This is a genomic window from Pseudomonas sp. BN411 (genome assembly GCF_029871235.1).
In the GTDB taxonomy this organism is placed as follows: domain Bacteria; phylum Pseudomonadota; class Gammaproteobacteria; order Pseudomonadales; family Pseudomonadaceae; genus Metapseudomonas.
On sequence record NZ_SSOM01000070.1, the window covers coordinates 83595 to 110219 of the forward strand.

General features: G+C 64.9%; 27 protein-coding genes. 16 read left to right on the forward strand and 11 right to left on the reverse strand.

What is annotated here, in order from left to right; translation table 11 throughout:
- Nucleotides 1–9: 9 nt before the first annotated feature.
- Nucleotides 10–2790 carry a DNA gyrase subunit A gene (gyrA, locus tag E8F06_RS16690; protein WP_280369264.1) on the reverse strand — a complete coding sequence of 927 codons (2781 nt, stop codon included), beginning with the start codon at nt 2788–2790 and terminating at the stop codon, nt 10–12.
- Between the two features lie 244 nt (nt 2791–3034).
- On the reverse strand, nt 3035–4111 hold the full coding sequence (gene mtnA / locus E8F06_RS16695; protein WP_280369266.1) for an S-methyl-5-thioribose-1-phosphate isomerase: 1077 nt from the start codon (nt 4109–4111) through the stop codon (nt 3035–3037).
- Nucleotides 4112–4223: 112 nt separating this feature from the next.
- Between mtnA and E8F06_RS16700 the strand changes: the two genes are divergently transcribed.
- From E8F06_RS16700 to E8F06_RS16720, 5 genes are all read left to right on the forward strand, one after another.
- Entirely contained in the window at nt 4224–5549 is a 1326-nt protein-coding gene (locus tag E8F06_RS16700) for a TRZ/ATZ family hydrolase (RefSeq protein ID WP_280369268.1), read from the forward strand.
- Nucleotides 5550–5570: 21 nt separating this feature from the next.
- Entirely contained in the window at nt 5571–6269 is a 699-nt protein-coding gene (gene ubiG / locus E8F06_RS16705) for a bifunctional 2-polyprenyl-6-hydroxyphenol methylase/3-demethylubiquinol 3-O-methyltransferase UbiG (protein ID WP_280369269.1), read from the forward strand.
- Nucleotides 6266–6946 carry an N-acetylmuramic acid 6-phosphate phosphatase MupP gene (gene mupP / locus E8F06_RS16710; protein WP_280369271.1) on the forward strand — a complete coding sequence of 227 codons (681 nt, stop codon included), beginning with the start codon at nt 6266–6268 and terminating at the stop codon, nt 6944–6946. The genes ubiG and mupP overlap by 4 nt, the downstream gene beginning before the upstream one ends.
- 28 nt (nt 6947–6974) lie before the next feature.
- A complete protein-coding gene (locus tag E8F06_RS16715) occupies nt 6975–7715 on the forward strand; it encodes a YciK family oxidoreductase (protein WP_190830027.1) in 741 nt (246 codons plus the stop codon).
- Between the two features lie 240 nt (nt 7716–7955).
- Entirely contained in the window at nt 7956–8882 is a 927-nt protein-coding gene (locus E8F06_RS16720; protein ID WP_190830031.1) for a GGDEF domain-containing protein, read from the forward strand.
- A gap of 95 nt (nt 8883–8977) precedes the next feature.
- On the opposite strand, the gene rluB is transcribed toward E8F06_RS16720, so the two are convergent.
- The 3 genes from rluB to E8F06_RS16735 form a co-directional block, all read right to left on the reverse strand.
- Nucleotides 8978–10378 (reverse strand): 23S rRNA pseudouridine(2605) synthase RluB, encoded by a 1401-nt coding sequence (gene rluB, locus E8F06_RS16725; protein WP_280369275.1) that lies wholly within the window; start codon nt 10376–10378, stop codon nt 8978–8980.
- 111 nt (nt 10379–10489) lie between these two features.
- Nucleotides 10490–11278, reverse strand: a complete 789-nt coding sequence (gene scpB / locus E8F06_RS16730; RefSeq protein ID WP_190830035.1) for an SMC-Scp complex subunit ScpB — start codon at nt 11276–11278, stop codon at nt 10490–10492.
- Nucleotides 11279–11977 (reverse strand): ScpA family protein, encoded by a 699-nt coding sequence (locus tag E8F06_RS16735; protein WP_280369547.1) that lies wholly within the window; start codon nt 11975–11977, stop codon nt 11279–11281. It abuts the gene before it with no gap.
- Between the two features lie 265 nt (nt 11978–12242).
- Here E8F06_RS16735 and E8F06_RS16740 point away from each other — a divergent pair, with 265 nt between their 5' ends.
- The gene (locus E8F06_RS16740) at nt 12243–12599 is read left to right on the forward strand and encodes a PA2779 family protein (protein WP_280369278.1); all 357 of its coding nucleotides are present in this window, start codon (nt 12243–12245) and stop codon (nt 12597–12599) included.
- 9 nt (nt 12600–12608) lie between these two features.
- Here the strand turns inward: E8F06_RS16740 and E8F06_RS16745 are convergent, their stop codons facing one another.
- Together E8F06_RS16745 and E8F06_RS16750 are read right to left on the reverse strand one after the other, a co-directional pair.
- The gene (locus E8F06_RS16745) at nt 12609–13238 is read right to left on the reverse strand and encodes an L-threonylcarbamoyladenylate synthase (RefSeq protein WP_280369280.1); all 630 of its coding nucleotides are present in this window, start codon (nt 13236–13238) and stop codon (nt 12609–12611) included.
- Nucleotides 13239–13251: 13 nt separating this feature from the next.
- The gene (locus E8F06_RS16750; protein WP_280369282.1) at nt 13252–14118 is read right to left on the reverse strand and encodes a PHP domain-containing protein; all 867 of its coding nucleotides are present in this window, start codon (nt 14116–14118) and stop codon (nt 13252–13254) included.
- A 66-nt stretch (nt 14119–14184) separates the two neighbouring features.
- Here E8F06_RS16750 and E8F06_RS16755 point away from each other — a divergent pair, with 66 nt between their 5' ends.
- From E8F06_RS16755 to E8F06_RS16780, 6 genes are all read left to right on the forward strand, one after another.
- Nucleotides 14185–14775, forward strand: coding sequence for a septation protein A (locus tag E8F06_RS16755; protein WP_280369284.1), 591 nt, complete (start codon nt 14185–14187; stop codon nt 14773–14775).
- An 8-nt stretch (nt 14776–14783) separates the two neighbouring features.
- Nucleotides 14784–15083 carry a YciI family protein gene (locus tag E8F06_RS16760; RefSeq protein ID WP_190830040.1) on the forward strand — a complete coding sequence of 100 codons (300 nt, stop codon included), beginning with the start codon at nt 14784–14786 and terminating at the stop codon, nt 15081–15083.
- Nucleotides 15084–15127: 44 nt separating this feature from the next.
- On the forward strand, nt 15128–15580 hold the full coding sequence (locus tag E8F06_RS16765) for a hypothetical protein (protein ID WP_280369286.1): 453 nt from the start codon (nt 15128–15130) through the stop codon (nt 15578–15580).
- 8 nt (nt 15581–15588) lie between these two features.
- Complete coding sequence (locus E8F06_RS16770; RefSeq protein WP_280369288.1) at nt 15589–16266, forward strand: response regulator transcription factor; 678 nt, start codon at nt 15589–15591, stop codon at nt 16264–16266.
- A gap of 110 nt (nt 16267–16376) precedes the next feature.
- Nucleotides 16377–16787 (forward strand): Spy/CpxP family protein refolding chaperone, encoded by a 411-nt coding sequence (locus E8F06_RS16775; protein ID WP_190830044.1) that lies wholly within the window; start codon nt 16377–16379, stop codon nt 16785–16787.
- Between the two features lie 93 nt (nt 16788–16880).
- Complete coding sequence (locus E8F06_RS16780) at nt 16881–18206, forward strand: HAMP domain-containing sensor histidine kinase (protein ID WP_280369290.1); 1326 nt, start codon at nt 16881–16883, stop codon at nt 18204–18206.
- Here the strand turns inward: E8F06_RS16780 and E8F06_RS16785 are convergent, their stop codons facing one another.
- A complete protein-coding gene (locus tag E8F06_RS16785) occupies nt 18207–18764 on the reverse strand; it encodes a nitroreductase family protein (protein WP_280369293.1) in 558 nt (185 codons plus the stop codon).
- 200 nt (nt 18765–18964) lie between these two features.
- On the opposite strand from E8F06_RS16785, the gene E8F06_RS16790 reads away from it, so the two are divergent.
- On the forward strand, nt 18965–20419 hold the full coding sequence (locus tag E8F06_RS16790) for a TrkH family potassium uptake protein (RefSeq protein ID WP_280369295.1): 1455 nt from the start codon (nt 18965–18967) through the stop codon (nt 20417–20419).
- A gap of 191 nt (nt 20420–20610) precedes the next feature.
- On the opposite strand, the gene E8F06_RS16795 is transcribed toward E8F06_RS16790, so the two are convergent.
- Entirely contained in the window at nt 20611–21621 is a 1011-nt protein-coding gene (locus E8F06_RS16795; protein WP_280369298.1) for an AraC family transcriptional regulator, read from the reverse strand.
- Between the two features lie 143 nt (nt 21622–21764).
- Here E8F06_RS16795 and E8F06_RS16800 point away from each other — a divergent pair, with 143 nt between their 5' ends.
- Complete coding sequence (locus tag E8F06_RS16800; protein WP_280369300.1) at nt 21765–22082, forward strand: Mpo1-like protein; 318 nt, start codon at nt 21765–21767, stop codon at nt 22080–22082.
- Between the two features lie 220 nt (nt 22083–22302).
- Entirely contained in the window at nt 22303–23676 is a 1374-nt protein-coding gene (locus E8F06_RS16805) for an adenylate/guanylate cyclase domain-containing protein (RefSeq protein ID WP_280369302.1), read from the forward strand.
- A gap of 93 nt (nt 23677–23769) precedes the next feature.
- Here E8F06_RS16805 and E8F06_RS16810 read toward each other — a convergent pair whose 3' ends face one another.
- Both E8F06_RS16810 and E8F06_RS16815 read right to left on the reverse strand, forming a co-directional pair.
- The gene (locus E8F06_RS16810) at nt 23770–24825 is read right to left on the reverse strand and encodes a glycosyltransferase family 1 protein (RefSeq protein WP_280369304.1); all 1056 of its coding nucleotides are present in this window, start codon (nt 24823–24825) and stop codon (nt 23770–23772) included.
- The gene (locus tag E8F06_RS16815) at nt 24822–25655 is read right to left on the reverse strand and encodes a UDP-2,3-diacylglucosamine diphosphatase (RefSeq protein ID WP_190830062.1); all 834 of its coding nucleotides are present in this window, start codon (nt 25653–25655) and stop codon (nt 24822–24824) included. Before E8F06_RS16815 ends, E8F06_RS16810 begins: the two co-directional genes overlap by 4 nt.
- 134 nt (nt 25656–25789) lie before the next feature.
- On the opposite strand from E8F06_RS16815, the gene E8F06_RS16820 reads away from it, so the two are divergent.
- Entirely contained in the window at nt 25790–26542 is a 753-nt protein-coding gene (locus E8F06_RS16820; RefSeq protein ID WP_280369306.1) for an AraC family transcriptional regulator, read from the forward strand.
- Nucleotides 26543–26625: the final 83 nt, after the last annotated feature.

The following is a 26625-nucleotide window of genomic DNA, read 5'->3' on the forward strand; positions in this document are numbered from 1 at the left end:
CTACAACTATTACTCTTCAGTCACCGGCTGGGCGTCGTCCTGCGCAACGTCGCTGGCATCGGCATCGGCATCAGCCACGGCGTCAACGCCTTGCTCTTCCCCTTCCAGCTCTTCGTCCTCGTCAACGCCGGACGGCTCCTGGACGCGTTCCAGGCCAACCAGGGTTTCATCCTTGGCCAGCTTGATCAGGGTAACGCCCTGGGTGTTACGGCTGGAGCTGGAGACTTCGTCCACGCGAGTACGCACCAGGGTGCCCTGGTCGGAAATCAGCATGATTTCCTCGCCGTCCTGCACCTGTACGGCGCCGACCAGCTTGCCGTTGCGCTCGTTGGTAACCATGGCGATCACGCCCTGGCCGCCACGACCGCGACGCGGATAGTCTTCCAGCGGGGTGCGCTTGCCATAGCCACGCTCGGAAGCGGAGAGGATCTGCGCGCCCGCTTCCGGGATCAGCATGGAGATCAGGCTCTGGCCTTCCGGCAGGCGCATACCGCGCACGCCACGGGCGGTACGGCCCATGGTGCGAACGTGTTTTTCCTTGAAGCGGATGACCTTGCCGCCGTCGGAGAAGAGCATGACTTCCTTCGCACCGTCGGTGATGGACGCGGCGATCAGGGTGTCACCCTCTTCCAGCTTCAGAGCGATCAGGCCGTTCGAACGCGGCTTGCTGAACTGCACCAGCGGGGTCTTCTTCACGGTACCGAAGGCGGTAGCCATGAAGATGTACGCGCCGGTCGGCTCGTCCTGCTCGTCGTCGAGGTCGGCGCCTTCATCGTCGCCGGCTTCAGCTTCGACGATTTCGCCTTCGATCACCACGCCTTCGTTCTCTTCCAGGTCCTCGTCGGCACCTGCGCTCTGCTGCAGGGCTTCCAGGTCGATCTGGAGCATGGCGGTGATGCGCTCGCCCTCATCCAGCGGCAGCAGGTTGACCAGCGGACGGCCACGTGCAGTGCGCGAGGCTTCCGGGATTTCGAAGGTGCGCAGCCAGTAGACCTTGCCCTTGCTGGAGAACAGCAGGAGCGTGGCGTGGCTGTTGGCAACCAGCAGGTGCTCGATGTAGTCCTCGTCCTTCACGCCGGTGGCCGACTTGCCCTTGCCGCCACGACGCTGTGCCTGGTAGGCAGCCAGCGGCTGGGACTTGGCGTAACCGCCGTGGGAGATGGTGACGACGCGCTCTTCTTCGGTGATCAGGTCGGCGATGGTCAGGTCCACCTGGGACGCGACGATCTCGGTGCGGCGGGCATCGCCGAACTCGGCCTTCACCTTTTCCAGCTCCTCGCGAATGACTTCCATCAGGCGCTCGGGGCTGGTGAGGATGCGGATCAGCTCACCGATCAGGGTGAGGATTTCCTGGTACTCGGCCAGCAGCTTCTCGTGCTCCAGGCCGGTCAGGCGGTGCAGGCGCAGCTCCAGGATGGCCTGGGCCTGTTCCGGGGACAGGTAGTACTTGCCTTCGCGCAGGCCGTACTGCGGGTCCAGGTCTTCCGGACGGCAGGAATCGGCGCCAGCGCGCTCGACCATGGCTTCCACAGCGCTGGATTCCCAGGCGGTGGCGATCAGGCGTTCCTTGGCCTCGGCCGGAGTCGGCGAAGACTTGATCAGCTCGATCACCGGGTCGATGTTCGACAGGGCGACGGCCTGGCCTTCGAGGATGTGGCCACGTTCACGGGCTTTGCGCAGCTCGTAGACGGTACGGCGGGTCACCACTTCGCGGCGGTGACGGATGAACACTTCGAGCATGTCCTTCAGGTTCAGCGTGCGCGGCTGGCCATCGACCAGGGCCACGACGTTGATACCGAAGACGCTCTGCATCTGGGTCTGGGAATAGAGGTTGTTCAGCACCACCTCGCCCACTTCGCCACGACGCAGCTCGATCACGACGCGCATGCCGTCCTTGTCGGACTCGTCGCGCAGTTCGGTGATGCCTTCGATCTTCTTCTCTTTCACCAGCTCGGCGATCTTCTCGATCAGACGCGCCTTGTTCAGCTGGTAGGGCAGCTCAGTGACGATGATCTGCTGGCGACCACCGCCCTTCTCCATGTCTTCGATTTCGGCGCGGGCGCGTATATAGATGCGACCACGACCGGTACGGTACGCCTCGATGATGCCGGCGCGACCGTTGATGATGCCCGCAGTCGGGAAGTCCGGACCGGGGATGTACTGCATCAGTTCGTCGACCGTGAGGTCGCCGTTGTCCATCAGCGCCAGGCAACCGTCGATGACTTCACTGAGGTTGTGCGGCGGGATGTTGGTGGCCATGCCCACGGCAATACCGCTGGAACCGTTGACCAGCAGGTTGGGGATCTTGGTCGGCATGACCGCGGGAATCTGTTCGGTGCCGTCGTAGTTGGGCACCCAGTCCACGGTTTCCTTGTCCAGGTCGGCCAGCAGCTCGTGGGCCAGCTTGGACATGCGCACTTCGGTGTATCGCATGGCCGCGGCGTTGTCGCCGTCCACCGAACCGAAGTTACCCTGGCCGTCCACCAGCATGTAGCGCAGCGAGAAAGGCTGGGCCATACGGACGATGGTGTCGTAGACCGCGGTATCACCGTGCGGGTGGTACTTACCGATCACGTCACCCACCACACGGGCGGACTTCTTGTAGGGTTTGTTCCAGTCGTTGCCCAGCTCGCTCATCGCGTAGAGAACGCGACGGTGCACCGGCTTCAGGCCGTCGCGCGCATCCGGCAAGGCGCGCCCGACGATCACGCTCATCGCGTAGTCGAGGTAGGACTGTTTCAGCTCGTCTTCGATATTGACCGGGAGGATTTCTTTGGCCAGTTCGCCCATGAGAAGCCTGGTTCCTTTTTCTGATGAAACTCCGCCCCTCTCATCCTGAGCGGCGCGAAGCTCGTCACTGCGGCCAGATGCTGCAGCGACTCACGACAAATCAACGAGTTAAGCCAAGGATCTGTGCAATTGGGCCGCTTCAACAGAGGGGCGGCAATAACTGCCGGAGCTTACCACAGTCACCGCCTTGCACCTACCCCGCCGGGCGCTCCACCGGCAGGGTGAAAATGCCGCACCAGCGCTATTAATGGAGGCGCTTGCGGCACATCAATTGCGCCATCTTGGCAGCATCAGGACGCTCGACTACACCTTTCTCGGTCACGATGGCATCGATGAGGTCTGCTGGAGTCACATCGAACACCGGATTGACCGCATGGACCTCGGCTGCAACACGACGACCACCCAGGTCCAGCAATTCGGAACCATCACGCTCTTCGATCGGAATGTCGTCACCGCTTTCCAGGGACATGTCGATGGTGGAACTGGGCGCTACCACCATGAAGCGCACGCCATGGTGCATGGCGTTGACCGCCAGCTGGTAGGTGCCGATCTTGTTGGCCACATCGCCATTGGCAGTGATGCGGTCGGCCCCAACGATCACCCAGGTGATACCGGCGGTTTTCATCAGGTGAGCCGCGGCAGCGTCGGCGTTGAGGCTCACCGGCACGCCTTCGTTGGCCAGTTCCCAGGCGGTCAGGCGGGCACCCTGCAGCCAGGGACGGGTTTCGTCGGCATAGACCCGCTCCACCAGGCCATCCAGATGGGCCGCTCGGATCACGCCGAGGGCGGTCCCGAAGCCGCCGGTGGCCAGGGCGCCGGTATTGCAGTGGGTCAGCAGGGCTTGCGGGCTGCCCTGATGCTTGCGGATCAGCTCCATGCCGAGCTGAGCCATGGTCAGGTTGGCTTCGCGGTCGCTCTCATGGATGGAAATGGCTTCTGCCTCCAGGGCCTGCAGCGGCGTCTCGCCATCACGCACCCGTTCCAGCCGCTCGCGCATGCGGTTCAGCGCCCAGAACAGGTTGACTGCCGTCGGCCGGGATTCGGACAGCACCTTGAAATCAGCCTCCAGCGCCGCGCGCCAGTCGCCACCGGCGGCGATACGCGCCCGAGCACCCAGCACCACGCCGTAGGCGGCACTGATGCCGATAGCTGGCGCACCGCGCACCACCATCTGGCGAATGGCCTGGGCCACACCTTCGGCGGAATCGTAGGACAGCCAGACTTCCTCGGCAGGCAGCACGCGCTGGTCGAGCAAATGAAGTACGCCGTCACGCCAGTCGATCGCCTTGACCTTCTCGGCTGCTAACAGTTGTTCACGCATCGACCACCTCGCCACCCGTAACTCGCGGAAAAACCGCAGATTATAGCGAGCCGGAGGTCTTCTGGCTCGGGTATACTGCCGCCACTTCGATTTGCGCCCAGGATGCGCCTCCATGCCCAGTGCCAATGCCCCGCTCGACCTGCTCCTGCTCCCATCCTGGATCGTCCCGGTAGAACCCGCCGGCGTGGTGCTGCGGGATCACGCGCTAGGCATCCGCGACGGTCGCATCGCCCTGCTCGCCCCTCGGGACGTGGCACTGCGCGCCGAGGCTCGCGAGCGCCGTGAACTGCCGGGCATGCTGTTGGCTCCCGGCCTGATCAATGCTCACGGCCACGCAGCAATGACCCTGTTCCGCGGACTGGCCGACGATCTGCCGCTGATGACCTGGCTACAGGAACACATCTGGCCTGCCGAGGCCAAGTGGGTCGATGAGACTTTCGTCCGCGACGGCACCGAATTGGCGGTAGCCGAGCAGATCAAGGGCGGCATCAGCTGCTTCTCCGACATGTATTTCTTCCCGGCCCAGTCCAGCGCTGTCATCCACACCGCTGGCATCAAGGCACAGCTGGCGATTCCGGTGCTGGATTTCCCGATTCCCGGCGCCGCCGACTCTGCCGAAGCCATTCGCCGTGGCGTCGAGCTGTTCAGCGACCTCAAGCACCATCCGCGCATCAAGGTCGCCTTCGGCCCCCACGCCCCGTACAGCGTCAGCGATGACAAGCTGGAAAACATCCGCGTGCTGGCCGAGGAGCTGGATGCCGGCATTCATATGCACGTCCAGGAAACCGCCTTCGAAGTCCAGCAGAGCCTGGAGCTGCGCGGCGAGCGCCCGATGGCGCGCCTCTCCCGCCTCGGCCTGCTGGGCCCGCGTTTCCAGGCCGTGCACATGACCCAGGTAGACGACGCCGACCTGGCCCTGCTGGTGGAAAGCAACAGCAACGTAATCCACTGCCCCGAGTCCAATCTCAAGCTGGCCAGCGGTTTCTGCCCGGTCGAGCGCCTGTGGCAGGCCGGCGTGAACGTCGCCGTCGGCACCGATGGCGCAGCCAGCAACAATGACCTGGACCTGCTCGGCGAAACCCGTACCGCCGCCCTCCTGGCCAAGGCCGTTTCCGGCTCGGCCAGCGCCCTGGATGCCCATCGCGCCCTGCGCATGGCCACCCTCAATGGCGCGCGAGCCCTCGGTATCGACCAGGACACCGGCTCCCTGGAACTGGGCAAGGCCGCCGACCTGGTAGCCTTCGACCTCTCCGGGCTGGCCCAGCAACCGGTCTACGACCCGGTTTCCCAACTTATCTATGCCACCGGGCGCGACGCGGTGCGGCACCTCTGGGTCGACGGCAGGCAACTGCTGGACGACGGCCGCCTGACGCGTCTGGACGAAGAGCGCCTGGGTGCCACTGCCCGCGCCTGGGGCGATCGCATCGCCGGCCGCTGAATTCTGTTTCGAGGACATTCCATGACCAACGTCGATCACGTCGAAATCGCCAAGTTCGAGGCCCTTGCCCACCGCTGGTGGGATCGCGAGAGCGAGTTCAAGCCCCTCCACGACATCAACCCCCTGCGGGTCAACTGGATTGACGAGCGAGTCAAGCTGGCCGGCAAGAAGGTGCTGGACGTCGGCTGCGGCGGCGGCATCCTCAGCGAGTCCATGGCTCAGCGTGGCGCCACCGTCACCGGCATCGACATGGGCGAGGCCCCGCTGGCGGTTGCCCAGCTGCACCAGCTGGAATCCGGCGTACCGGTGGAGTATCGCCGCATCACTGCCGAAGCCCTGGCCGCTGAAATGCCCGGTCAGTTCGACGTGGTGACCTGCATGGAGATGCTCGAACACGTGCCGGACCCAGCCTCGGTGATCCGCGCCTGCTACACCCTGGTCAAACCGGGCGGCCAGGTGTTCTTCTCCACCATCAACCGCAATCCCAAGGCTTACCTCTTCGCCATCGTCGGTGCCGAGTACGTCATGCGCCTGCTCCCGCGCGGCACCCACGACTTCAAGAAGTTCATCCGCCCCTCCGAGATGGGTGCCTGGAGCCGCGCTGCCGGCCTGCAGGTAAAGGACATCATCGGCCTGACCTACAACCCGCTGACCAAGCACTACAAGCTGGAAGCCGACGTAGACGTCAACTACATGATCCAGACCTTGCGCGAGGAGTGACCGACATGCGACTTCAAGCGGTACTTTTCGACATGGACGGCACCCTGCTCGACTCGGCGCCGGACTTCATCGCCATCTGCCAGGCCATGCGCGCCGACCGCGGCCTACCGCCGCAGGACGAGAAGGCGATCCGCGACGTGGTTTCCGGCGGCGCCCGCGCCATGGTCGCCACTGCCTTCGAGATGGACCCGGAAGCACCTGAATTCGAGCCGCTGCGCCTGGAGTTCCTGGAGCGCTACCAAAGCCATTGCGCCGTGCTCACTCGCCCCTTCGACGGCATCGACGAGCTGCTGGCGGACATCGAGCAGGCCAAGCTGATCTGGGGCGTGGTGACCAACAAGCCCGTCCGCTACGCCGAACCCATCATGGAGCAGCTCGGCCTTGCCGGCCGCTCCGCCGTACTGATCTGCCCCGACCATGTGAAGAACAGCAAGCCGGACCCGGAAATGCTCCTGCTGGCCTGCAGCAAGCTGAACCTGGACCCGGCCAGCGTGCTCTTCGTCGGTGACGACCTGCGTGACATCGAGTCCGGCCGCGCCGCCGGCACCCGTACCGCGGCAGTCAGCTACGGCTACATCCACCCCAGCGACAACCCCGCGCACTGGGGTGCCGACGTGGTGGTCCACCATCCGCTCGAACTGCGCGCCGTGCTCGACCGCGCGCTGTGCAGCTGCTGATACCGGCAGCGCCCCGTAGGAGACTCACATGTTCCAGTATTCCGCCCGCCCCGACCTGCTCAAGGACCGGGTGATCCTGATCACCGGCGCCGGCCGTGGCATCGGCGCCGCCGCCGCCAAGACCTTCGCCGCCCACGGTGCCACCGTGCTGCTGCTGGGCAAGACCGAAGCCAGCCTGAACGCCGTTTACGACGAGATCGAAGCCGCTGGCCATCCGCAGGCCGCAGTCATCCCCTTCAACCTGGAAACCGCCCAGCCTCACCAGTACGACGAACTGGCAGCAACTCTGGAAGCGGAATTCGGGCGCATTGACGGCGTACTGCACAACGCCTCCATTCTCGGACCGCGCACGCCCCTCGAGCAGCTTTCCGGCGAAAACTTCATGCGCGTCATGCAGGTCAACGTCAACGCCATGTTCATGCTGACCAGCACCCTGCTCCCGCTGCTGAAGTTGTCCAAGGACGCCTCGGTGGTGTTCACCTCCAGCAGCGTTGGTCGCAAGGGCCGCGCCTACTGGGGCGCCTATGCGGTGTCCAAGTTCGCCACCGAGGGCCTGATGCAGGTTCTGGCCGACGAAGTGGACGGCATCGCCAGCGTGCGCGCCAACAGCGTAAACCCCGGCGCGACTCGCACCAGCATGCGCGCGCAGGCCTATCCAGGTGAAAACCCCGAAAACAATCCGGAACCAGCGGCAATCATGCCTGTCTACCTCTATCTCATGGGGCCGGACAGCGCTGGTGTGAACGGCCAGGCTTTCGACGCGCAATGACCTCCCTCCGCGGCGGTCATCTGACCGCCGCAGCCTCCGCCAGATTTCCGGCGGCTTCTCCCTGTGACCGGCATCACATTGCCATTACTTCGCCATCAAACCGGCAAAGGCTTGCCACGGGAGCTGGCAACAGCGACCTAACTTATTGAAATTAAAGCGATTGCAAGGGATCGCGAACTCCTGGCACGAAAATAGCTCTATGCCTGGTGTCGTCGCATTTTGCGTCAGAGGTTCAACTCAATGGTTCCTCCCATCCAGACCAACACTATCGATTTCGACGCAGCCAAGCTGCAGCGCCTCGGCTTCTCCGGCAAGCGCCAGCCCAAGCTGCGTCCTATCAGCCTGGCGGAGCTGCGTCGTCAGCTGACCCTGCAACTGCAGACCAGTCTGGAGGTGGAGCGCATCGTCAACCTGTTCTTCAGCGAGGTTCAGCGCCTGGTACCCCTCGACGCCCTGGGCTACCAGCACCAGAGCAGCGACCTGCGCCTGGAGTACGGCAGCCGTTCGAGCCATTCGGCCGGCTATCGCCTGACCCACGAAGGCGAGTACCTGGGTGAACTGATTTTCCGCCGCAACCAGCGCTTCGACGAACACGAGCTGAACCAACTGGAATCCCTGCTCGCTACCCTGCTCTTCCCGCTGCGCAATGCCCTGCTTTACCGCGCTGCCGTCCAGAGCGCCCTGCGCGATCCGCTGACCGACACCGGCAACCGCATCGCCATGGAGCAGACCCTGCAGCGCGAAGTCGATCTCGCTCGACGCAACCTGCAACCACTGTCAGTACTGATGCTGGACATCGACCACTTCAAGCGCATCAACGACGAGTTCGGCCACAGCACCGGCGACGAAGTACTGAAGGCGGTGGCCAATACCCTCAAGACCCGTCTGCGCAACGTCGACATGGTGTTCCGCTTCGGCGGCGAGGAATTCCTCGTGCTGCTCTCCGGCACCTGCCGTGAAGCCGCCGCCCTGGTGGGCGAACGCCTGCGCATGGGCATCCTCGAGCTGCAGCACCTGGTGCAGGGCCGCCCGCTGGATCTGTCCATCAGCCTCGGTTGCGCCACCCTGCTGCCGGCAGAATCGGTGGAAAGCCTGCTGCGCCGGGCGGACAACGCCCTCTACGTGGCCAAGCGCGAAGGCCGCAACCGGCTGTCCATGGCGGGCTGATTTACGCTGGGGGCGATTTCGATCGCGAATGATTTCGCTCCCACAGCGCAAAAAAGAAGGGGCTCATCTGAGCCCCTTCTTCATTTCACCTGCTATCAGCGCTTGCGACCGAACCCCGGACGCTGGCCGTCGCCGCCGGGCGGGCCGCTGCGCTTGTGCTGCGGACGCTGGGGCTTGCGCGCCGGACGATCGGCCAGCTCAACAGCCGGACGCTCGCCCTGGGGCTTGGCCGGGCGCTTCTTGTTCACGTCGCGCGGACGATCGGCAACCGGCGTGCCACGCGGAGCACGGGCAGGACGCTCATCACCGTCACGGCGCTGACCGCGAGCCGGACGTTCATCGCCTTCGCGACGCGGGCCACGAGCCGGGCGTTCATCACCCTCACGACGCGGACCACGCGCCGGACGCTCATCACCATCACGGCGCTGGCCGCGAGCTGGACGCTCGTCACCTTCACGGCGCGGGCCGCGAGCCGGACGCTCGTCACCTTCACGGCGCGGGCCACGAGCCGGACGCTCATCGCCCTCACGACGCTGGCCACGAGCAGGACGCTCATCGCCCTCACGACGCTGGCCACGTGCGGGACGCTCATCACCCTCGTGACGCGGACCACGGGCGGGGCGCTCGTCACCTTCACGACGCGGAGCACGGGCGCCCGCCGGCTTCGGCGACTTGCGCTGCAGGCGGTCGAGCTTCTCGCGGAACTTGCCCTTCATGGCCGGCAGGGCCACAGGCTTGAGACCGACTTCGGCGCTGAGGATGTCCACCTCGGTCTGGCTCATTTCACGCCAGCGACCCATGGTCAGGTCGGAGGTGATGAACACCGGACCGAAGCGCACACGCTTCAGGCGGCTGACCACCAGTCCCTGAGACTCCCACAGACGGCGCACTTCACGGTTACGGCCTTCCATCACCACGCAGTGGTACCAATGGTTGAGGCCGTCGCCGCCGGGCGCTTCCTGGATGTCGGTGAACTTCGCCGGACCATCCTCCAGCATCACGCCGTGCTTGAGGTTCTCGAGCATTTCCTCGGTGACCTCGCCACGCACGCGCACCGCGTACTCGCGGTCCATCTCGAAAGACGGGTGCATCAGGCGGTTGGCCAGCTCACCGTCGGTGGTGAACAGCAGCAGGCCGGTGGTGTTGATGTCCAGTCGGCCAACGTTGATCCAGCGACCAACCTTCGCACGCGGCAGGCGCTCGAAGACGGTAGGACGGCCTTCCGGATCATCGCGGGTGCAGACTTCGCCTTCCGGCTTGTTGTAGATCAGCACGCGACGGACGCTTTCGGCTTCCTCTTCGCGCTTGAGCAGACGACCGTCGACGCTGATGGCGTCATGGCTGTCCACGCGTTGGCCGAGAGTGGCGGGTTCGCCATTGACCTTCACTCGGCCTTCAGTAATCCAGGCCTCGATATCGCGGCGAGAAGCCAGCCCCATGCGGGCCAGGACCTTCTGCAGCTTCTCCCCTGCGGGGCTGTATTCGACTTCACTCATCTGGGCACCTCCCGGTGTATCAGTAAAAAGGCCGCGCATCATACGCGGCCACTGGCACTCAGGCTAGTTGAGCAATGCCCCGACGTCAGCCTGACCGCTGACCGGCGGCGATCAATGCAGGGTTTCGTCCGACAGCGACTCGTCGTTTTCTTCAGCAGCGGCCTCGACTGCATCGTCATCCTCGGCGAGCAGCAGGTCGTCAAAGTCGGTCTTCAGGCCTTCTTCCATGACGTCCAGTTCGGCCAGCAGGCTGCGGAAGCTGGTTTCTTCACGTGGTTCGGCCGGCAGCTCGGCATCGGCTCGGGCCTGGAGCCCTTCGGGCACCGGCTCTTCGCCGTCTTCCAGGGCCAGCACCGGTTCCGGTTCAAGCTCGCGCAGAGCGGCCAGCGGCGGAAGTTCTTCCAGGCTCTTCAGGTTGAAGTGATCGAGGAAGGCGCGAGTGGTGGCGAACATAGCCGGCTTGCCGGGCACGTCACGGTAGCCAACGACGCGAATCCACTCGCGCTCCAGCAGCGTCTTGACGATCTGACTGTTGACCGCCACGCCACGGATGTCTTCGATCTCGCCACGGGTGATGGGCTGGCGGTAAGCCACCAGCGCCAGGGTTTCCAGCATGGCGCGGGAATAACGCTGCGGGCGCTCCTCCCAGAGCCGACCGACCCAGGGCGAAAACCGCTCGCGCACTTGCAGTCGATAGCCGGAAGCCACCTCTCGCAGCTCGAATGCGCGCTTTTCGCAACTTTTGCCCAGGATGGCCAAAGCGGAACGGATCACCGACAACTCGGGACGCTCGGCCTCTTCGAAGAGTTCGGCCAGACGCTCCAGCGACAGGGGTTTTCCGGATGCCAGGAGAAAGGCTTCCAGCAGCGAGGCGAGTTCCTTGGGATCGTTGAGGTTCATCTACTCGGCTCTGGCGCGCACGTGGATGGGGGCGAAGGGTTCATTCTGCACCAGTTCCACCAACTGTTCCTTGATCAGCTCAAGCACCGCCATGAAGGTGACGACCACGCCAAGGCGCCCCTCCTCCACCGTGAACAGCGCGACGAAGGGCACGAAAGCGCCACCCTTCAGCCTTTCCAGTACCTCACTCATGCGCTCGCGGGTGGACAGCGCCTCGCGGGTCACCTGGTGGCTCTCGAACATGTCGGCACGGCGCAGCACTTCGGCCATGGACAGCAGCACTTCTTCCAGTGCCACGTCCGGCAGCAACTTGCGCGCCCGCGCGTCCGGGGCATCCAGACGCGGCACGATCAGGTCGCGCCCAACCCGCGGCAGTTCGTCAATGCCTTCGGCGGCTGCCTTGAAGCGCTCGTACTCCTGCAGACGGCGGATCAGCTCGGCGCGCGGGTCCTCTTCCTCTTCTTCCGCCTCGTTCGAACGCGGCAGCAGCATGCGCGACTTGATCTCGGCCAGCATGGCGGCCATCACCAGGTATTCGGCGGCCAGCTCCAGGCGCACCGACTTCATCAGCTCGACATAGGCCATGTACTGGTGGGTGATGGCGGCCACGGGGATGTCGAGGATGTCGATGTTCTGCTTGCGGATCAGGTAGAGCAGCAGGTCGAGCGGGCCTTCGAAGGCTTCGAGAAAGACTTCCAGCGCATCCGGCGGGATATAGAGGTCCTGCGGCAACTCGGTCACCGCCTGGCCGTAGACCAGGGCGAAAGGCAGCTCCTGCTGGGCGCCCGCCTGGGGATCCGGCGACTCGGTTGGCGGTGTTTCGTGCATCAGGGTCTCTCGATCAGGCCTGCCGGCAAGGACCGGCCGGCGGGAAAGCGGGCAAATTAGCACCATGTGCCAGACTAAAAAAGTACGACGCAGCACCCCTGGTCAGGTTTGGAGCAAAGCGCTCATGGAGGTTCAAATGAAACTCTTCACCCTGATGTTCAGTGCCGTCCTCATGTTCCTCTGCCTCACCCTGGTGCCGATAACAACGGCGCAGGCAGGCATGATTGGCACCGACGAAGTGGTCTCCACCCAGCAGCAACCCGGCGATCGGGCCCGAATCGACGCCTTTCTGAGCAAATCCGAGGTTCAGGACCAGATGCGCGCGATGGGCGTGGATGTCGCCACGGCCCGCGCCAGGGTACAGGCACTGACCAATGAGGAAGCCGCCCAGCTGGCGCAGAAGATGAATGTCGTGCCCGCGGGCGGGAACATCAGCAGTACCGACTTCATCATCATCCTGCTGGTGATCATCCTGGTGGCGATCCTGCTTTAGGCGGCGCCGTCAGTCCTCGTCCAGGAAGGGCTGCGGGTCTCCGCAGCCCACCCGCACCACCTCGGGCTTGCCTTCGGAGAGATTGATCACGGTGGAAGCCGCCATTCCCCCGTGGCCGCCATCGATGATCAGGTCCACCTGGTGCTCGAGGATTTGCCGCATCTCGTACGGGTCGCTCATGGGCAGGTCTTCGCCCGGCAGGATCAGGCTGGTGCTCATCAGGGGCGCGCCCAGCTGCTCCAGTAGCGCCAGGGCGATGGGGTGATCCGGCACCCGCATGCCAATAGTGCGCCGCTTCGGGTGCATCAGCATGCGCGGGACTTCACGCGTGGCGCTGAGAATGAAGGTGTAAGGGCCGGGAGTGTGCGCCCTGATCAGGCGAAACGCGGCGGTATCCACCTTGGCGAACACACCGATCTCGGACAGATCCCGGCACACCAGGGTGAAATTGTGCTTCTCATCCAGCCGGCGCAGTCGGCGAATGCGTTCGACCGCGCCCTTGTCGCCGATCAGGCAACCCAGGGCGTAGGACGAATCGGTGGGATAGACGATCACCCCACCCGCCTTGACGATTTCCACGGCCTGTTTGATCAGGCGCGACTGTGGATTCTCCGGATGAATCTGGAAAAATTGACTCACGACATCTCCCTGTTCAGAGGGCAGCAGTAGGGCTGTGTGCATGGCGGAAGCGCCCCCAGATCGGCGGCAGGTCATCCGGCAAGGGTCGGTACATACCCAGATCCGACCAATCGCAGGGTGCATGGAAGTCACTACCGGCACTGACCAGCATGCCGAATTCTCGCGCCAGCACAGCCAGGCTTCCCACCTGGTCCGCAGGCTGCAGGCCGTTCACCACTTCCAGTGCGTGACCGCCAGCCTGAATGAAATCTGCTACCAGCCGGCGCCGCTTGGCCCCGGTGAAGTTGTACTGCCAGGGGTGCGCCAGGCTGATCCAGGCGCCCGCGGCGCGCAGGGTGCCCACGGCTTCGGCCAAGGTCGGCCAATGCTGCTTCACGTCCCCCAGCTTTCCAGCGCCCAGCCATTTGCGGAAGGCGTCGGCGCGATCGCTGACATAACCCGCGCGAACGAGGAACTCGGCGAAATGCGGGCGCGCCGGCGCGTTGCCGCTGTCCCCCAGCTCCTGCTGGACCGCCCGTGCGCCTTCCAGCGTACCCGGCATGCCCTTGGCGGCCAGGCGCCGATCGATCTCCTCGGCACGCGACCAGCGTCCGCGATGCAGGCTGGCGATGGCCTCGACCAGGGCCGGCGCGTCGGTGGCGAAGGCGTACCCCAGTACATGGATGGTGGCGCCGCCCCAGGTGCAGGACAGCTCGATGCCGTTGATCAGTTGCATGTCCAGCGCTTCGGCCGCTGCACGGGCCTCGTCGAGGCCTTCCAGGGTGTCGTGGTCGGTCAGCGCGAGCACGCGCACGCCGCGCTCATGGGCGCGGGCAACCAGCACCGCGGGGGCCAGGGCACCGTCTGAGGCCGTACTGTGGCAATGCAGGTCGATCTGCATGGGGTCTGCTTTCGCTAGGGGATTGGTTTGTTATTATGCCGCCACATCCCGCTTCTGGCTGCCGCCGTGAAACAATTCATCGACTTCATCCCGCTTATCCTTTTCTTCATCGTCTACAAACTGGAACCACGCGCCGTCGAGCTGGCCGGGCATACCTATATGCTAGGCGGTATTTTCAGCGCCACCGCAGTTCTGATCATCAGCTCGGTGATCGTCTACGGCGCCATCTTCCTGCTCCAGCGCCGTCTGGAAAAAGGCCAGTGGCTGACCCTCGTGGCCTGCCTGGTGTTCGGCGGCATGACCCTGGCCTTCCACAGCGAGACCTTCCTCAAATGGAAAGCGCCGGTGGTGAACTGGCTCTTCGCCCTGGCCTTCGCCGGCAGCCACTTCATCGGCGACAAGCCCCTGATCCAGCGCATGATGGGCCATGCCCTGAGCCTGCCGCAGGCCATCTGGGTACGCCTGAACCTGGCCTGGATCGTGTTCTTCCTGGTCTGCGGCTGCGCCAACCTCTTCGTGGCCTTCACCTTCCACGAGTTCTGGGTGGACTTCAAAGTCTTCGGCAGCCTCGGCATGACCGTGCTCTTCCTGGTCGGCCAGGGCGTCTACCTGGCTCGCCATATCCACGACGGCGAAACCGAAAAGCCCCAACAGTAAGGATTGCCATGCTCTACGCCATCATCGCCACCGACGTTGCCGGTTCCCTGGAAAACCGCCTCGCAGCCCGCCCCGCGCACCTAGCGCGCCTGGAGCAACTGAAAGCCGAAGGCCGTATCGTGCTGGCTGGTCCGCACCCTGCGGTGGACAGCAATGATCCGGGCAGCGCCGGCTTCACCGGCAGCCTGATCGTCGCCGAGTTTGAATCCCTGGAAGCCGCCAAGGCCTGGGCCGACGCCGACCCCTACCGCGCCGCCGGCGTCTACGCCGACGTAGTGGTCAAACCGTTCAAGCAGGTCCTCCCCTAAGGCACTACTCTCCAGCCGTCCCACGCCAGGAACAAGGAGTTCCCATGCACGTCGGTCGATTGCCCCTGCTGTTTACCGCCGCGCTGTTCTGCAGCCTGGCCCAGGCTGAAGAACCCCAACCCACTGCGCCGGAGTCGGAAATCGCTCCGGCGCTTGCGAATGCCTCCGTCGCGCTGGCGCCTGTGAACGATACCCTGGTCGCCCAGCTCGACCAGCTCAAGCGCCAACTCGAAGACAGCGAACGCCAGCGCAACGAGCTGAACACCCAGCTGGAAGCCGCCAGCGGCGAGCGGGAGAATGCCCAGCTCGCTCGCCTTCGCCAGGAAAACCAGCGCCTCAAGTTGCAGCTCAAGGAAGCCCAGGCGTCCCAGGCCCCGCGCCTGTTGAGCGAACAGCAGACCTGGTTCGCGGTGGGCGGTGGCGTCGCCCTGCTCTCCCTGTTTACCGGCCTGATCGCCCGTGGTGGGCGCCGTCAGCGCCGTCAATGGATCAACTGACCCGCACCATGAGTGAACTGCTGCTTATCGACGACGATCAGGAACTCTGCGAACTCCTGATCAGCTGGCTCAGCCAGGAAGGCTTCCACGTTCGCGCCTGCCATGACGGCCAGTCGGCGCGCGTCGCCCTGGCCGAGCACGCTCCGTCCGCAGTGGTGCTCGACGTGATGCTGCCCGACGGCAGCGGCCTGGAGCTACTCAAGCAACTGCGCGGCGACCATCCCGAGCTGCCGGTGCTCATGCTTTCTGCCCGTGGCGAGCCCCTGGACCGTATCCTCGGCCTGGAACTGGGTGCCGACGACTACCTGGCCAAGCCCTGCGATCCCCGTGAGCTCACCGCCCGGCTGCGCGCCGTGCTGCGCCGCAGCCAGCCGCCGCAGCCTTCCAGCCAGCTGGAGTTGGGCGACCTCTGCTATAGCCCGGTGCGTGGCATCGTCACAGTCGGCAGCCACGAAATCAGCCTGACCCTGTCTGAAGGCCGCCTGCTTGAAGCCCTGCTCCGCCAGCCCGGCGAACCGCTGGACAAGCAGCAGCTGGCGCAACTGGCGCTCGGTCGCAAGCTGACCCTTTACGATCGCAGCCTGGACATGCACGTCAGCAACCTGCGCAAGAAGCTCGGCCCACACGCCGACGGCCGCCCACGCATCCTGGCGCTGCGCAGCCGTGGCTATTACTACAGCGCCTAGGCTGACAGGTCTTTACCTAGCCTTTACCTACCTCTGACCGCCCTTGACCTTGCCATCCCTAGACTGGGCACATCCGGCAACCGGCCGGAATCGAGACTAGGAGAACCGCCATGCGCAAGACCCTCACCGCCCTGCTGCTCGCCGCTACCCTGCCGACCATGGCCATGGCCATGCCGGAAGGCGGCCCGCGCCACGAGCGCGGTTTCGGTGGCCACATGTTCAAGGAGCTGAACCTGACCGAGGAACAGCGCCACGAGATCGGCAAACTGATGCGCGACCAGATGAAGACCCGTCACGACATCACCGAGCGTTACCTGGACAAACTGCCGGCCGCCGAGAAGAAAGCCATGCAGGACGAACTCAAGGCCGCCGAAACCAAGAACCGCGACGCCATCCGCGCCAAGCTGAAACCCGAACAGCAGAAGACCTTCGACGACATCCAGAAGAAGATGGAAGAACGCCGCGCCGAACGCGCCGAGTTCGAAGCCTGGAAAGCCGAGAAGGACAAGAAGGCCCAGTAATCGCCGGGCGGCCGTGGCCGCTGGCATCGACCCCGACACCCACCAGGTCATCCCCTCCCGGCCTGGTGGGTTTTGCCGTTCAGGAGCTACCCCGTGCGTTCACTTTTCTGGCGAATCCTGGCCACCCTGTGGCTGGCCCTGGCCCTGGTGGCCGGCCTGTCCATCCTGCTGGGTCGCGCCCTGAACCAGGATGCCTGGATCCTCAGCCACCACCCTTCCCTCCAGGGCCTGGCCGAACGCCTGGTGCAACGCTTCGAGGAGCAGGGGCCGCGAGACACCCAGCGCTATCTGGAGCACTTCCGCCACCGCGCACGGATCGATGTGCAGATTCTCAACGACACCGGCCAACCCGTGGTCGAAGGTACTTTCCCGCCTCGCGCTGCGGCTTTCGAAGCACGCCAGCAGAACCCGCGCCGCCTGCCCTGGCGACGCCTGACCGAGGAATACACCAGCCCGGCCAGCGGTGAGTCCTACCTGCTCATCTACCGCATCCCCTACCCCGAACTGGACGCCTGGCATCGCGGCAGCCTGCTCTGGCCCATCAGCGCACTGGGTATCGCCCTGGTGGTGCTGACCCTGTTCAGTCTGGCCCTGACCCTGTCCATCACCCGCCCGCTGGACCGTCTACGGCGGGCCGTGCACGACCTCGGCCAGACCGCCTACCAGCAAGACAGCCTCGCGCGCCTGGCTCGGCGCCGGGATGAGCTGGGCGTCCTGGCCGGCGATTTCAACCGCATGGGCCAACGCCTGCAGGGCCTGATCGGTAGCCAACGCCAGCTGCTGCGCGACGTGTCCCACGAGCTGCGCTCGCCCCTGGCACGCCTGCGCATCGCCCTGGCCCTGGCGGAGCGGGCCGAACCGCAGCAGCGGGAAGCCCTCTGGCCGCGCCTGGGTCAGGAATGCGACCGCCTGGAAGCACTGATTGCCGAGATCCTCGCCCTGGCCCGGCTGGACGCGGAACCGGGCGCACGCCAGGCCATCGCCGTGCGGCCGCTGTTGGCAAAACTGAAGGAAGACGCCCGGCTGTTGGCGCCGGAACAGGAAGTGCGCATCGACTGCAGCGGCGAGCCGCAGCTTGAAGGCTGGCCCGACATGCTGGAACGGGCGCTGGACAACCTGCTGCGCAACGCCCTGCGCTTCAACCCGCAGGGGCAGCCGGTGGAGTTGACGGTGACGGAGCAGGACGCCGGCCTGACGATCAGGGTCCGCGACCACGGCCCTGGGGTTCTAGCAGAACACCTGGCACAGCTGGGAGAACCCTTCTTCCGCGCGCCCAACCAATCCGGTGCCGGCCACGGGCTGGGGCTGGCCATCGCCCGTCGTGCGGTAGAACGCCTCGGAGGCAACCTGCAGTTGGACAATCATCCCGAGGGCGGCTTCATCGCCACCCTGGAATTGCCTGCTGCACTTAAGGCCTGATCAGCCCCAGGTCTGGACGAAGTCCGCCGGAACCAGCTCCGGCGCGGCGCGGCGCTCACCTTCGACGCTGCCCAGATAGAGGAAGCCGACCACCCGCTCGTTCTCCGCAAGCCCGAGTCCCGCGGCGACGGTAAGGTCGTAAGCCATGTCGCCAGTGCGCCAGATGGCGCCCAGGCCCTGGGCATGGGCGGCCAGCAGGATGCTGTGGGCGGCACAGCCGGCCGAGAGCAGTTGCTCCACCTCCGGCACCTTGTGGCCGGCCTGCAATTTAGCGATCACCACCACCATCAGCGGCGCCCGCATCGGCATGTTGCGGGCTTTGGTCGTGGCGGCTTCCGGGGCTTGCGGGTCCTTGGCCAGCACGGCGGAAACGAACAGCTCGCCAAGCTTCTCGCGCGCCGCGCCCTCTATGCTGAGGAAACGCCAGGGGCGCAGGTAGCCGTGGTCCGGCGCACGCAGGGCGGCACGGAACAACACTTCGCGCTGGGCGGCGTCCGGCGCCGGCTCCTGCAAGCGAGCCAGGGATACGCGATTGAGCAGAGCGTCGAGAGCCTCCATCGGCCACCTCCAGAATTCAGGGAGCCGGCATTCTAGCCGATAACGCGACTCAGTCTTGAAACCCGATCAGGACGGGTCGAAGCGAGCCGAATGTCCCGCAAGGCGCGTGCGAAGTCAGATCCCCACTCAGGCGCCGGGTTTACAGGGCGCGGGGCGCGGTTAGAATTGCGCCTTTCGCCCATCATCCAGAAAAAGAACCCATGGCCCTGCCGACTCTCCGCATCATCGGCTTTCTCATCGGCATTTTCCTGATCACCCTCGCGGTCAGCATGGCCATTCCCGTGCTGACCCTGGTGTTCTACGACCGCACCGGCGACATCAATTCGTTCGTCTGGTCCAGCCTGATCACCTTTGTCGCGGGCCTGGCGCTGATCATCCCCGGACGTCCGGAACACGTGCACCTGCGTCCGCGCGACATGTACCTGCTGACGGTGTCGAGCTGGATCATCGTGGGTATCTTCGCGGCCCTGCCCTTCCTGTTCACCCAGCACATCAGCTACACGGACGCCTACTTCGAGAGCATGTCCGGCATTACCGCCACCGGCGCCACCGTGCTGAGCGGCCTGGACACCATGTCGCCGGGCATCCTCATCTGGCGCTCGCTGCTGCACTGGCTGGGGGGCATCGGCTTCATCGGCATGGCGGTGGCGATCCTGCCGCTGCTGCGCATCGGTGGTATGCGCCTGTTCCAGACCGAATCCTCCGACCGCTCGGAAAAGGTCATGCCGCGCTCGCACATGGTGGCCAAGTACATCGTCGCCATCTATGTGGGTTTCACCGTGCTTGGCAGCCTGGCCTTCTGGGGGGCGGGCATGGGGCTGTTCGATGCGGTCAACCACGCCATGTCAGCCATCTCCACAGGCGGTTTCTCCACCTCCGACCAATCCCTGGCCAAGTGGGACCTGCCGGCGGTGCACTGGGTGGCCGTGGTGGTGATGATCCTCGGCAGCCTGCCGTTCATGCTCTATGTGTCGGTGCTGCGTGGCCATCGCATGGCACTGTTCAAGGATGAGCAGGTTCAAGGTTTCCTCGTGCTGCTAGTGGTCATCTGGCTGGTGCTCGGCACCTGGTACTGGATGACGACCAAACTGCACTGGCTGGACGCGCTTCGCCACGTGGCGGTGAACACCACCTCGGTGCTTACCACCACCGGTTTCGCCCTGGGCGATTACAGCCTCTGGGGCAACTTCTCGCTGATGCTGTTCTTCTACCTGGGCTTCGTAGGCGGCTGCTCCGGCTCCACTGCCGGAGGCATCAAGATCTTCCGTTTCCAGGTGGCCTACATCCTGCTCAAGGCTAACCTCCAGCAGCTGGTGCACCCGCGTGCGGTGATCAAGCAGGTCTACAACGGCCATCGTCTGGACGACGATATCGTCCGCTCGATCCTGACCTTCTCGTTCTTCTTCACCATCATCATCTGCGCCATCGCCCTGGGCCTGTCGCTGCTGGGGCTGGACTGGATAACCGCTCTGACTGGCGCGGCCGCGACCGTTTCGGGTGTCGGCCCGGGCCTGGGCGAGATCATCGGCCCGGCCGGCAACTTCTCCAGCCTGCCAGACGCCGCCAAATGGCTGCTGACCCTGGGCATGCTGCTGGGCCGCCTGGAGATTCTCACCGTGCTGGTGCTGATGACGCCCTATTTCTGGCGGCATTGAGGCCCGCTGCGCGGGACGCTCAACTGTGGGAGCGATTCCATTCGCTCCCACCGGCTTTTGTAGGTTGGTGCGGGCGGCGTTCCGCCAGAGCGCAGCGAAACCCAACGATTCAGCGCCTGTAACTGGCCACGTTGGGCCTCGTAGACTCGGACCAACCTACGGGGCCGCTACTCGCCCACAGCGGGAGCGAATCAGACCTCTTCCAGCCGCGCGCGGTACTCGCCCGGGGTGCTGTCGAACCAGCGACGGAAGGCACGGAAGAAGTTGCTCGGATCGGCGAACCCCAACAGATAGGCAGTTTCCAGCAGGGTCAGGTTGGGTTGCGCCAGATACTGCTCGGCCAGCTCGCGGCGGGTGTCGTCCAGCAACTGCTGGAAGCTGACTCCCTCCTCCTGCAAGCGGCGCTGCAAGGTGCGCTGCGACAGATGCATCAGGCTCGCCACCACTTCGCGCTTGGGCTCGCCCTGGGGCAGCAGGCGGCAGAGCACCTGCCGCACCTGGTGGGTGACGCGGGTGCCGGAGAAGCGCGCCAGGTAGTCACCGGCGAAACGGTCATGCAACTGGGCCAGGGATTCATTGGCGGTGGGCAGCGGCGTATCCATGTCGGCACGGCTGAACAGCAGGGCGCAGTGCTCGGCGTTGAAGCGCAGCGGTGCCTGGAACACCTGGCGATAAGGCTCCAGATCTGCCGGCGCCGGCCCCTGGAAGCGTATCTCCAGCGGGTTGATCGGCCGCCCGGTCATCCAGCGGCAGAATGCCAGGCAATAAGCCATGGATGCCTCCACGCTCTGCCGCGCCGGTGGCAGGCGGTCGCCGTGGATGGACAGGCGCAGTTCATAACCTTCGGCGGTGCCGCAGAAACTGAGGTCAGCCCCTTCGGCGATGATCCGCTGGTAGCGCACCAACCGGGCGAAGCCCTCCTTGAGGGTCCGGCTGGACATCAGCGCGTAACCCACCACATGGAAGGATGCCGGGCGCACCACCTTGGCCATGTTGAGGCCGATGGCGGGATTACCGGACAGCTCGACCGCGCGGACCCAGAGACGGGTCATGCCGTCCTGGGGGAAACGGGCATCGGGATCGTTCAGTGCCTGGTAGTCGAGGCCGAGTTCGGGAAACAGGTTGCGGCAGTCCACTCCACCCATTTCCAGTGCCTGGACGATTCCCAGGGCCCAGCTCGAAGAAGTCGTGCGTTCGCTCATGGCGCCTTCTTGTTCTGAAGTTCAAGGCCGCCGCCGGCAGGGCGACGTGCCGGCAAGGATACTAAAGTGGCGCCCATTGTCACTGGCCCCCGGAGACACCCGTCCTAAACTGCTCCAGACAACAAGAACCTGGAGCCACCACCATGCCCGCCGAGTCCGTCCAACGCTTCCAAAGCTTCGCCGAGTTCTACCCCTACTATCTGCAGGAGCACAGCAACGACACCTGCCGCCGCCTCCACTACGTGGGCAGCCTGCTGGTGCTCTGCATCCTCGGCTACACCCTGGCGACCCAGCAGTGGCTGTGGCTGCTGGCCATCCCCTTCGCCGGCTACGGCTTCGCCTGGGTCGGGCACTTCGTCTTTGAGAAGAACAAGCCGGCCACCTTCAAGTATCCGCTCTACAGCTTCATGGGCGACTGGGTGATGCTGAAGGACGCCTTCACCGGTCGCATCCGCTTCTGACAACCTGCTCACGATCAGCTGCGCGCCGGCCCTGCTGCGTTAAAAGCCGGCTCGCAAGGCCGTGAACAGGTTCTGAGAACGAAGGGACTGGCGCCAGTCTGGCCGCCCGTCCCTCGCTTGGTTATGATCCCGCACCAGCCGAAGTCATGGCCCAGGACTTGCAGCGTTTCCCCAACGCTGCAACCCGGCGTCAAGAAAGCACCAGGGACAGATCCAAGCCATGAAGCCCACCTTGCTCGACCCTTCCACCGCGACGCCCGTGCTGCGTGAGTACTACTCCCGCGTGCTGGCCTATATGGCCGTCGCCGCCAGCATCGCCGCCGGCACCTACGTCCAGCATTTTGGCTTCGACATCCTCTGGATGGTCCCCTACGCCCTGCTCTATCCACATCTGGCCCACCACCTGAGCCTGCGCTTCCCCGGACAGCGCACCGACCGCATCCTCCTCGGCGTGGACACCTTCCATGCCGGCGCCTCCGTCGTCCTCCTGGGATTCTCGGTGGTCCCCACGCTGATGGTGGTGCTAACCATGTGCTTCAGCGCCATGATCCTCGGCGGCCTGCGCCAGATGACGCTGGTACTGGGCGGTGCGCTGATCAGCATGGCCGCCGTCGGCCTCGCCCTGCAGCCCGCATTCAAGGCGGGCACGCCGGCGCTGGTGGCCATCGTCAGCGTGCTCTTCACTACCTTCTACATCTGCATTACCGCCTTCTTCGTGCATCAGCAGGGCCTGCGTCTGGCCCAGGCCCGCAGCGAGATCAAGCGCGAGCAGGAAAAGGCCGCCCGGCTGGCCCGCAACCTCGCCAAATATCTGTCGCCCCAGGTCTGGGAAATGATCTTCAGCGGCAAGAAGAGCGTGCGCCTGGAAACCCAGCGCAAGAAGCTCAGCGTGTTCTTCTCCGACATCAAGGGCTTTACCGAGCTGTCCGAGGAACTGGAAGCCGAAGCCCTGACGGACCTGCTCAACAACTACCTCAACGACATGTCGAAGATCGCCCTGAAATACGGCGGCACCATCGACAAATTCGTTGGCGACAGCGTGATGGTGTTCTTCGGCGATCCCGCCACCCAGGGCGCCAAGAAGGACGCAGTGGCTGCCGTGTCCATGGCGGTGGCCATGCGTAAGCACATGAAGGTGCTGCGCCAGCAATGGCGCGCCCAAGGCATCACCAAGCCCCTGGAAATCCGCATGGGCATCAACACCGGCTACTGCACCGTGGGCAACTTCGGCGCGGACACGCGCATGGACTACACCATCATCGGCCGCGAAGTGAACCTGGCCAGCCGCCTGGAAAGCGCTTCGGACGCCGGCGAAATCCTCATCTCCCACGAGACCTATTCGCTGGTGAAGGACGTGATCATGTGCCGCGACAAGGGCCAGATAAACGTCAAGGGTTTCAGCCGGCCGGTACAGATTTACCAGGTGGTGGACTTCCGCCGCGACCTGGGCGCCGCCTCCAGCTACGTCGAGCACGAACTGCCCGGTTTCTCCATGTACCTGGATACCAACAGCATCCAGAACTACGACAAGACCAAGGTCATCCAGGCGCTGCAACAGGCCGCCGAGAAGCTGCGGGACAAGATCATTCCCTGATCCTGGCAAAGCACCAGATTTCTGTGGGGGCGAATTCATTCGCTAAACGGGTCGAAGACCCGCCCCAAAGGGGTTAGGACCGCTGCGCAGTCCTCAGCGAATGAATTCGCCCCCACAAGATTGTTCCCACCCCGGAGCAAGTGCTATGCAGGGCTCCCCATCCAGCAACGGCTGGCACGCCAGGAATTCCAGCGCCGAAGCCCGCCAGGACAACCGCCCTGCCCGCTCCGCACAACGCTCACGGTCCAGTTCCAGCGCTGCCAGGCAGGCACGCTGCAGGTCCTCGTCCAGGCAACCGGTGACGCCCAGCTCCAGCACATCCAGCGGTCCGGCCACGGGGAAGGCCGCCACCGGCGTACCGCAGGCCAGGGCCTCTAGCATCACCAGGCCGTAGGTATCGGTCAGCGAGGGGAACACCAGCACGCTGGCCTGGGCGTAGAAGCGCGCCAGTTCCTCGCCCTGGCGATAGCCGAAGAACTGCGCAGCGGGATAGCGTGCCTCCAGCTCGGCACGAAGCGGACCATCGCCCACCACCCACTTATCCCCCGGCAAGTCCAGGCCGAGGAAGGCTTCCAGGTTCTTCTCGGTGGCCAGGCGGCCGACACAGAGGAACACCGGCCGCTCCGGCCTTGGCAGCGCCAGCGGGCGGAACAGCGCCGTGTCCACCCCCTTGCGCCACAGGTTGAGCCAGACCAGTCCGTGGCTGGCGAAGGTCTCGCGCATGCGCTCGGTGGTCACCAGCACCGCCTGGCTGGGGCGGTGGAACAGGCGCAGGAAGGCATAGCCCCAGGACAGGGGCACCCAGGGCCAGCGGCCATGGATGTATTCGGGGAAACGGGTGTGAATGGCGCTGGAGAAGGCCAGCCCGCGCTTCACCAGCCAGCGCCGCGCGGCCCAACCGAGCGGACCTTCGGTCGCCAGGTGGACGCAGTCCGGCTGGAACGACTCGATCATCGGACCGACCCGCCACAGGTTCCAGGCCAGCGGTATTTCCGGGTAGCTTGGGCAAGGCCGGCAGCGGAAGCCCTGGGGCGACAGCAGCATGACCTGGTGACCCAGGGCCTCGAGTTCGGTCATCAGTGCCTGCAGGCTGGTGACCACGCCGTTTACCTGGGGCGACCAGGCATCGCTGACGATCAGTATCCTCATGCCGCCGGCTCGACCAGCTCCACGGCCCGGGCTTCCAGCTCGCGCGCCTGGGCATCGGCCAGGCGATAGAGCTCGATGCTGCCATCCCAGTGCTCGATCAGGGCCGTGCAGGATTCCACCCAGTCGCCGCAATTGAGGTATTCCACGCCGCCCACCTTGCGGATTTCCGCGTGGTGGATGTGGCCGCAGACCACGCCATCGAGGCCGCGCTTGACGCATTCGTGGGCGATGGCCTCCTCGAAGTCGCTGATGAAGTTCACCGCGCTCTTCACCTTGTGCTTGAGATAAGCCGACAGCGACCAGTAGCCGTAGCCCCAACGCTCACGCCAGTGGTTGAGCCAGCGATTGAGGGTCAGGGTGAATTCGTAGGCGGAGTCGCCGAGGAAGGCCAGCCACTTGTGGTAGCGGGTGATCACGTCGAACTGGTCGCCGTGGATGACCAGCATGCGGCGGCCATCCGCCGTCTCGTGGACCGCCTCGTCCACCAGTTGGATGTTGCCCAGCATCAGCGCCGAGTAGCGGCGCAGGAACTCGTCGTGGTTGCCGGTGACGTAGATCACCTCGGTGCCGCGCTTGCTCATGGTCAGCAGGCGACGGATCACATTGGTGTGCGCCTGCGGCCAGTAAATGCCGCCGCGAAGCTTCCAGCCATCGATGATGTCGCCCACCAGGTAGATGCGGTCGGCATGGTACTGCTTGAGGAAACGCGCCAGGTGCTCAGCCTGGCAGTCGCGGGTGCCCAGGTGGACGTCGGAAATCCACAGGGTACGCACGCGCTGCTTGCGGGGCTTGGTCTTGGTGACGGGTTCCAGGCGTTCGACGCTGCTCATGGGCGACCTCCGGCGGGGTTTATCCGATGGTGAGCCCTTGGGGTGAATCGAGAATGAACGCGAGGTTGCAGGCCTGTGACAGCCCACGGCGTGTCGCTGGGAGTAGAATGGCCCCCTGCCCCGAGGTGAGCGCCATGCATTCGATCCTGTCCCTGCGCCAGTACAACCACGACCTGCTGGTCCACAGCCACAGCCACGCCCAGTTGGTGTTCGGCCTGAGCGGCAGCCTGGACTTCGAGGTGGATGGCCGTGGCGCGCTGGTACAGCGTCAGACCCTGGCAGTGGTGCCGCCTGAAGCGCAGCACGCCTGCGGCAGTCCCGGCGGAAGCCTCTGCCTGGTGGTGGACGTACCTGACGACGACTGGTTGCGACTCACCCTTGGCCGACATTTCGACGCCGGCCGGCGCCTGCTGGAACGCCCCGGCGCGCTGAACCTGAACCCGGCGCAAAGCCAGTTGGTGAGCTGGATCGCCGCCAGTCCCCTGGCCGATGAGGTGATTGCCGGGCAATCCGCCGGACTGTTGCTGGCCAGCCTGGCCGCCCCCGGCTCCCAGGTAGAAGACAACGGCGCCCTGCCCCTCGCGGCGCTCGACGCCCATATCGACCAGCACGCCGCCCGCCCCCTGCAGGTGGCTGACCTGGCGCGCCTCAGCGGCCTCTCGGTGGCGCGTTTCCACGCCCGCTTCCTGGCCGAAACCGGGCAGACGCCCATGGACTACGTGCGCGCCCGGCGTTTGCACCTCGGCCGTCAGCTTCTCCTGGAAAGCCGCCTGGCCGTGGGCGAGATCGCCGCAAAGGTCGGCTACAGCTCCCAGAGCGCCTTCACCGCCGCGCTTTCCCGCGAGTTCGGGATCACCCCGCGCGCCCTGCGCAAGGGCCGCGAGTAACGCGACAAAGCCCGCGAGCCTGGCGACAGACAAGGCGGTTTGTCCTCACTAGACTGGTGGCGGTCGTTATCAGGGAGAACCTT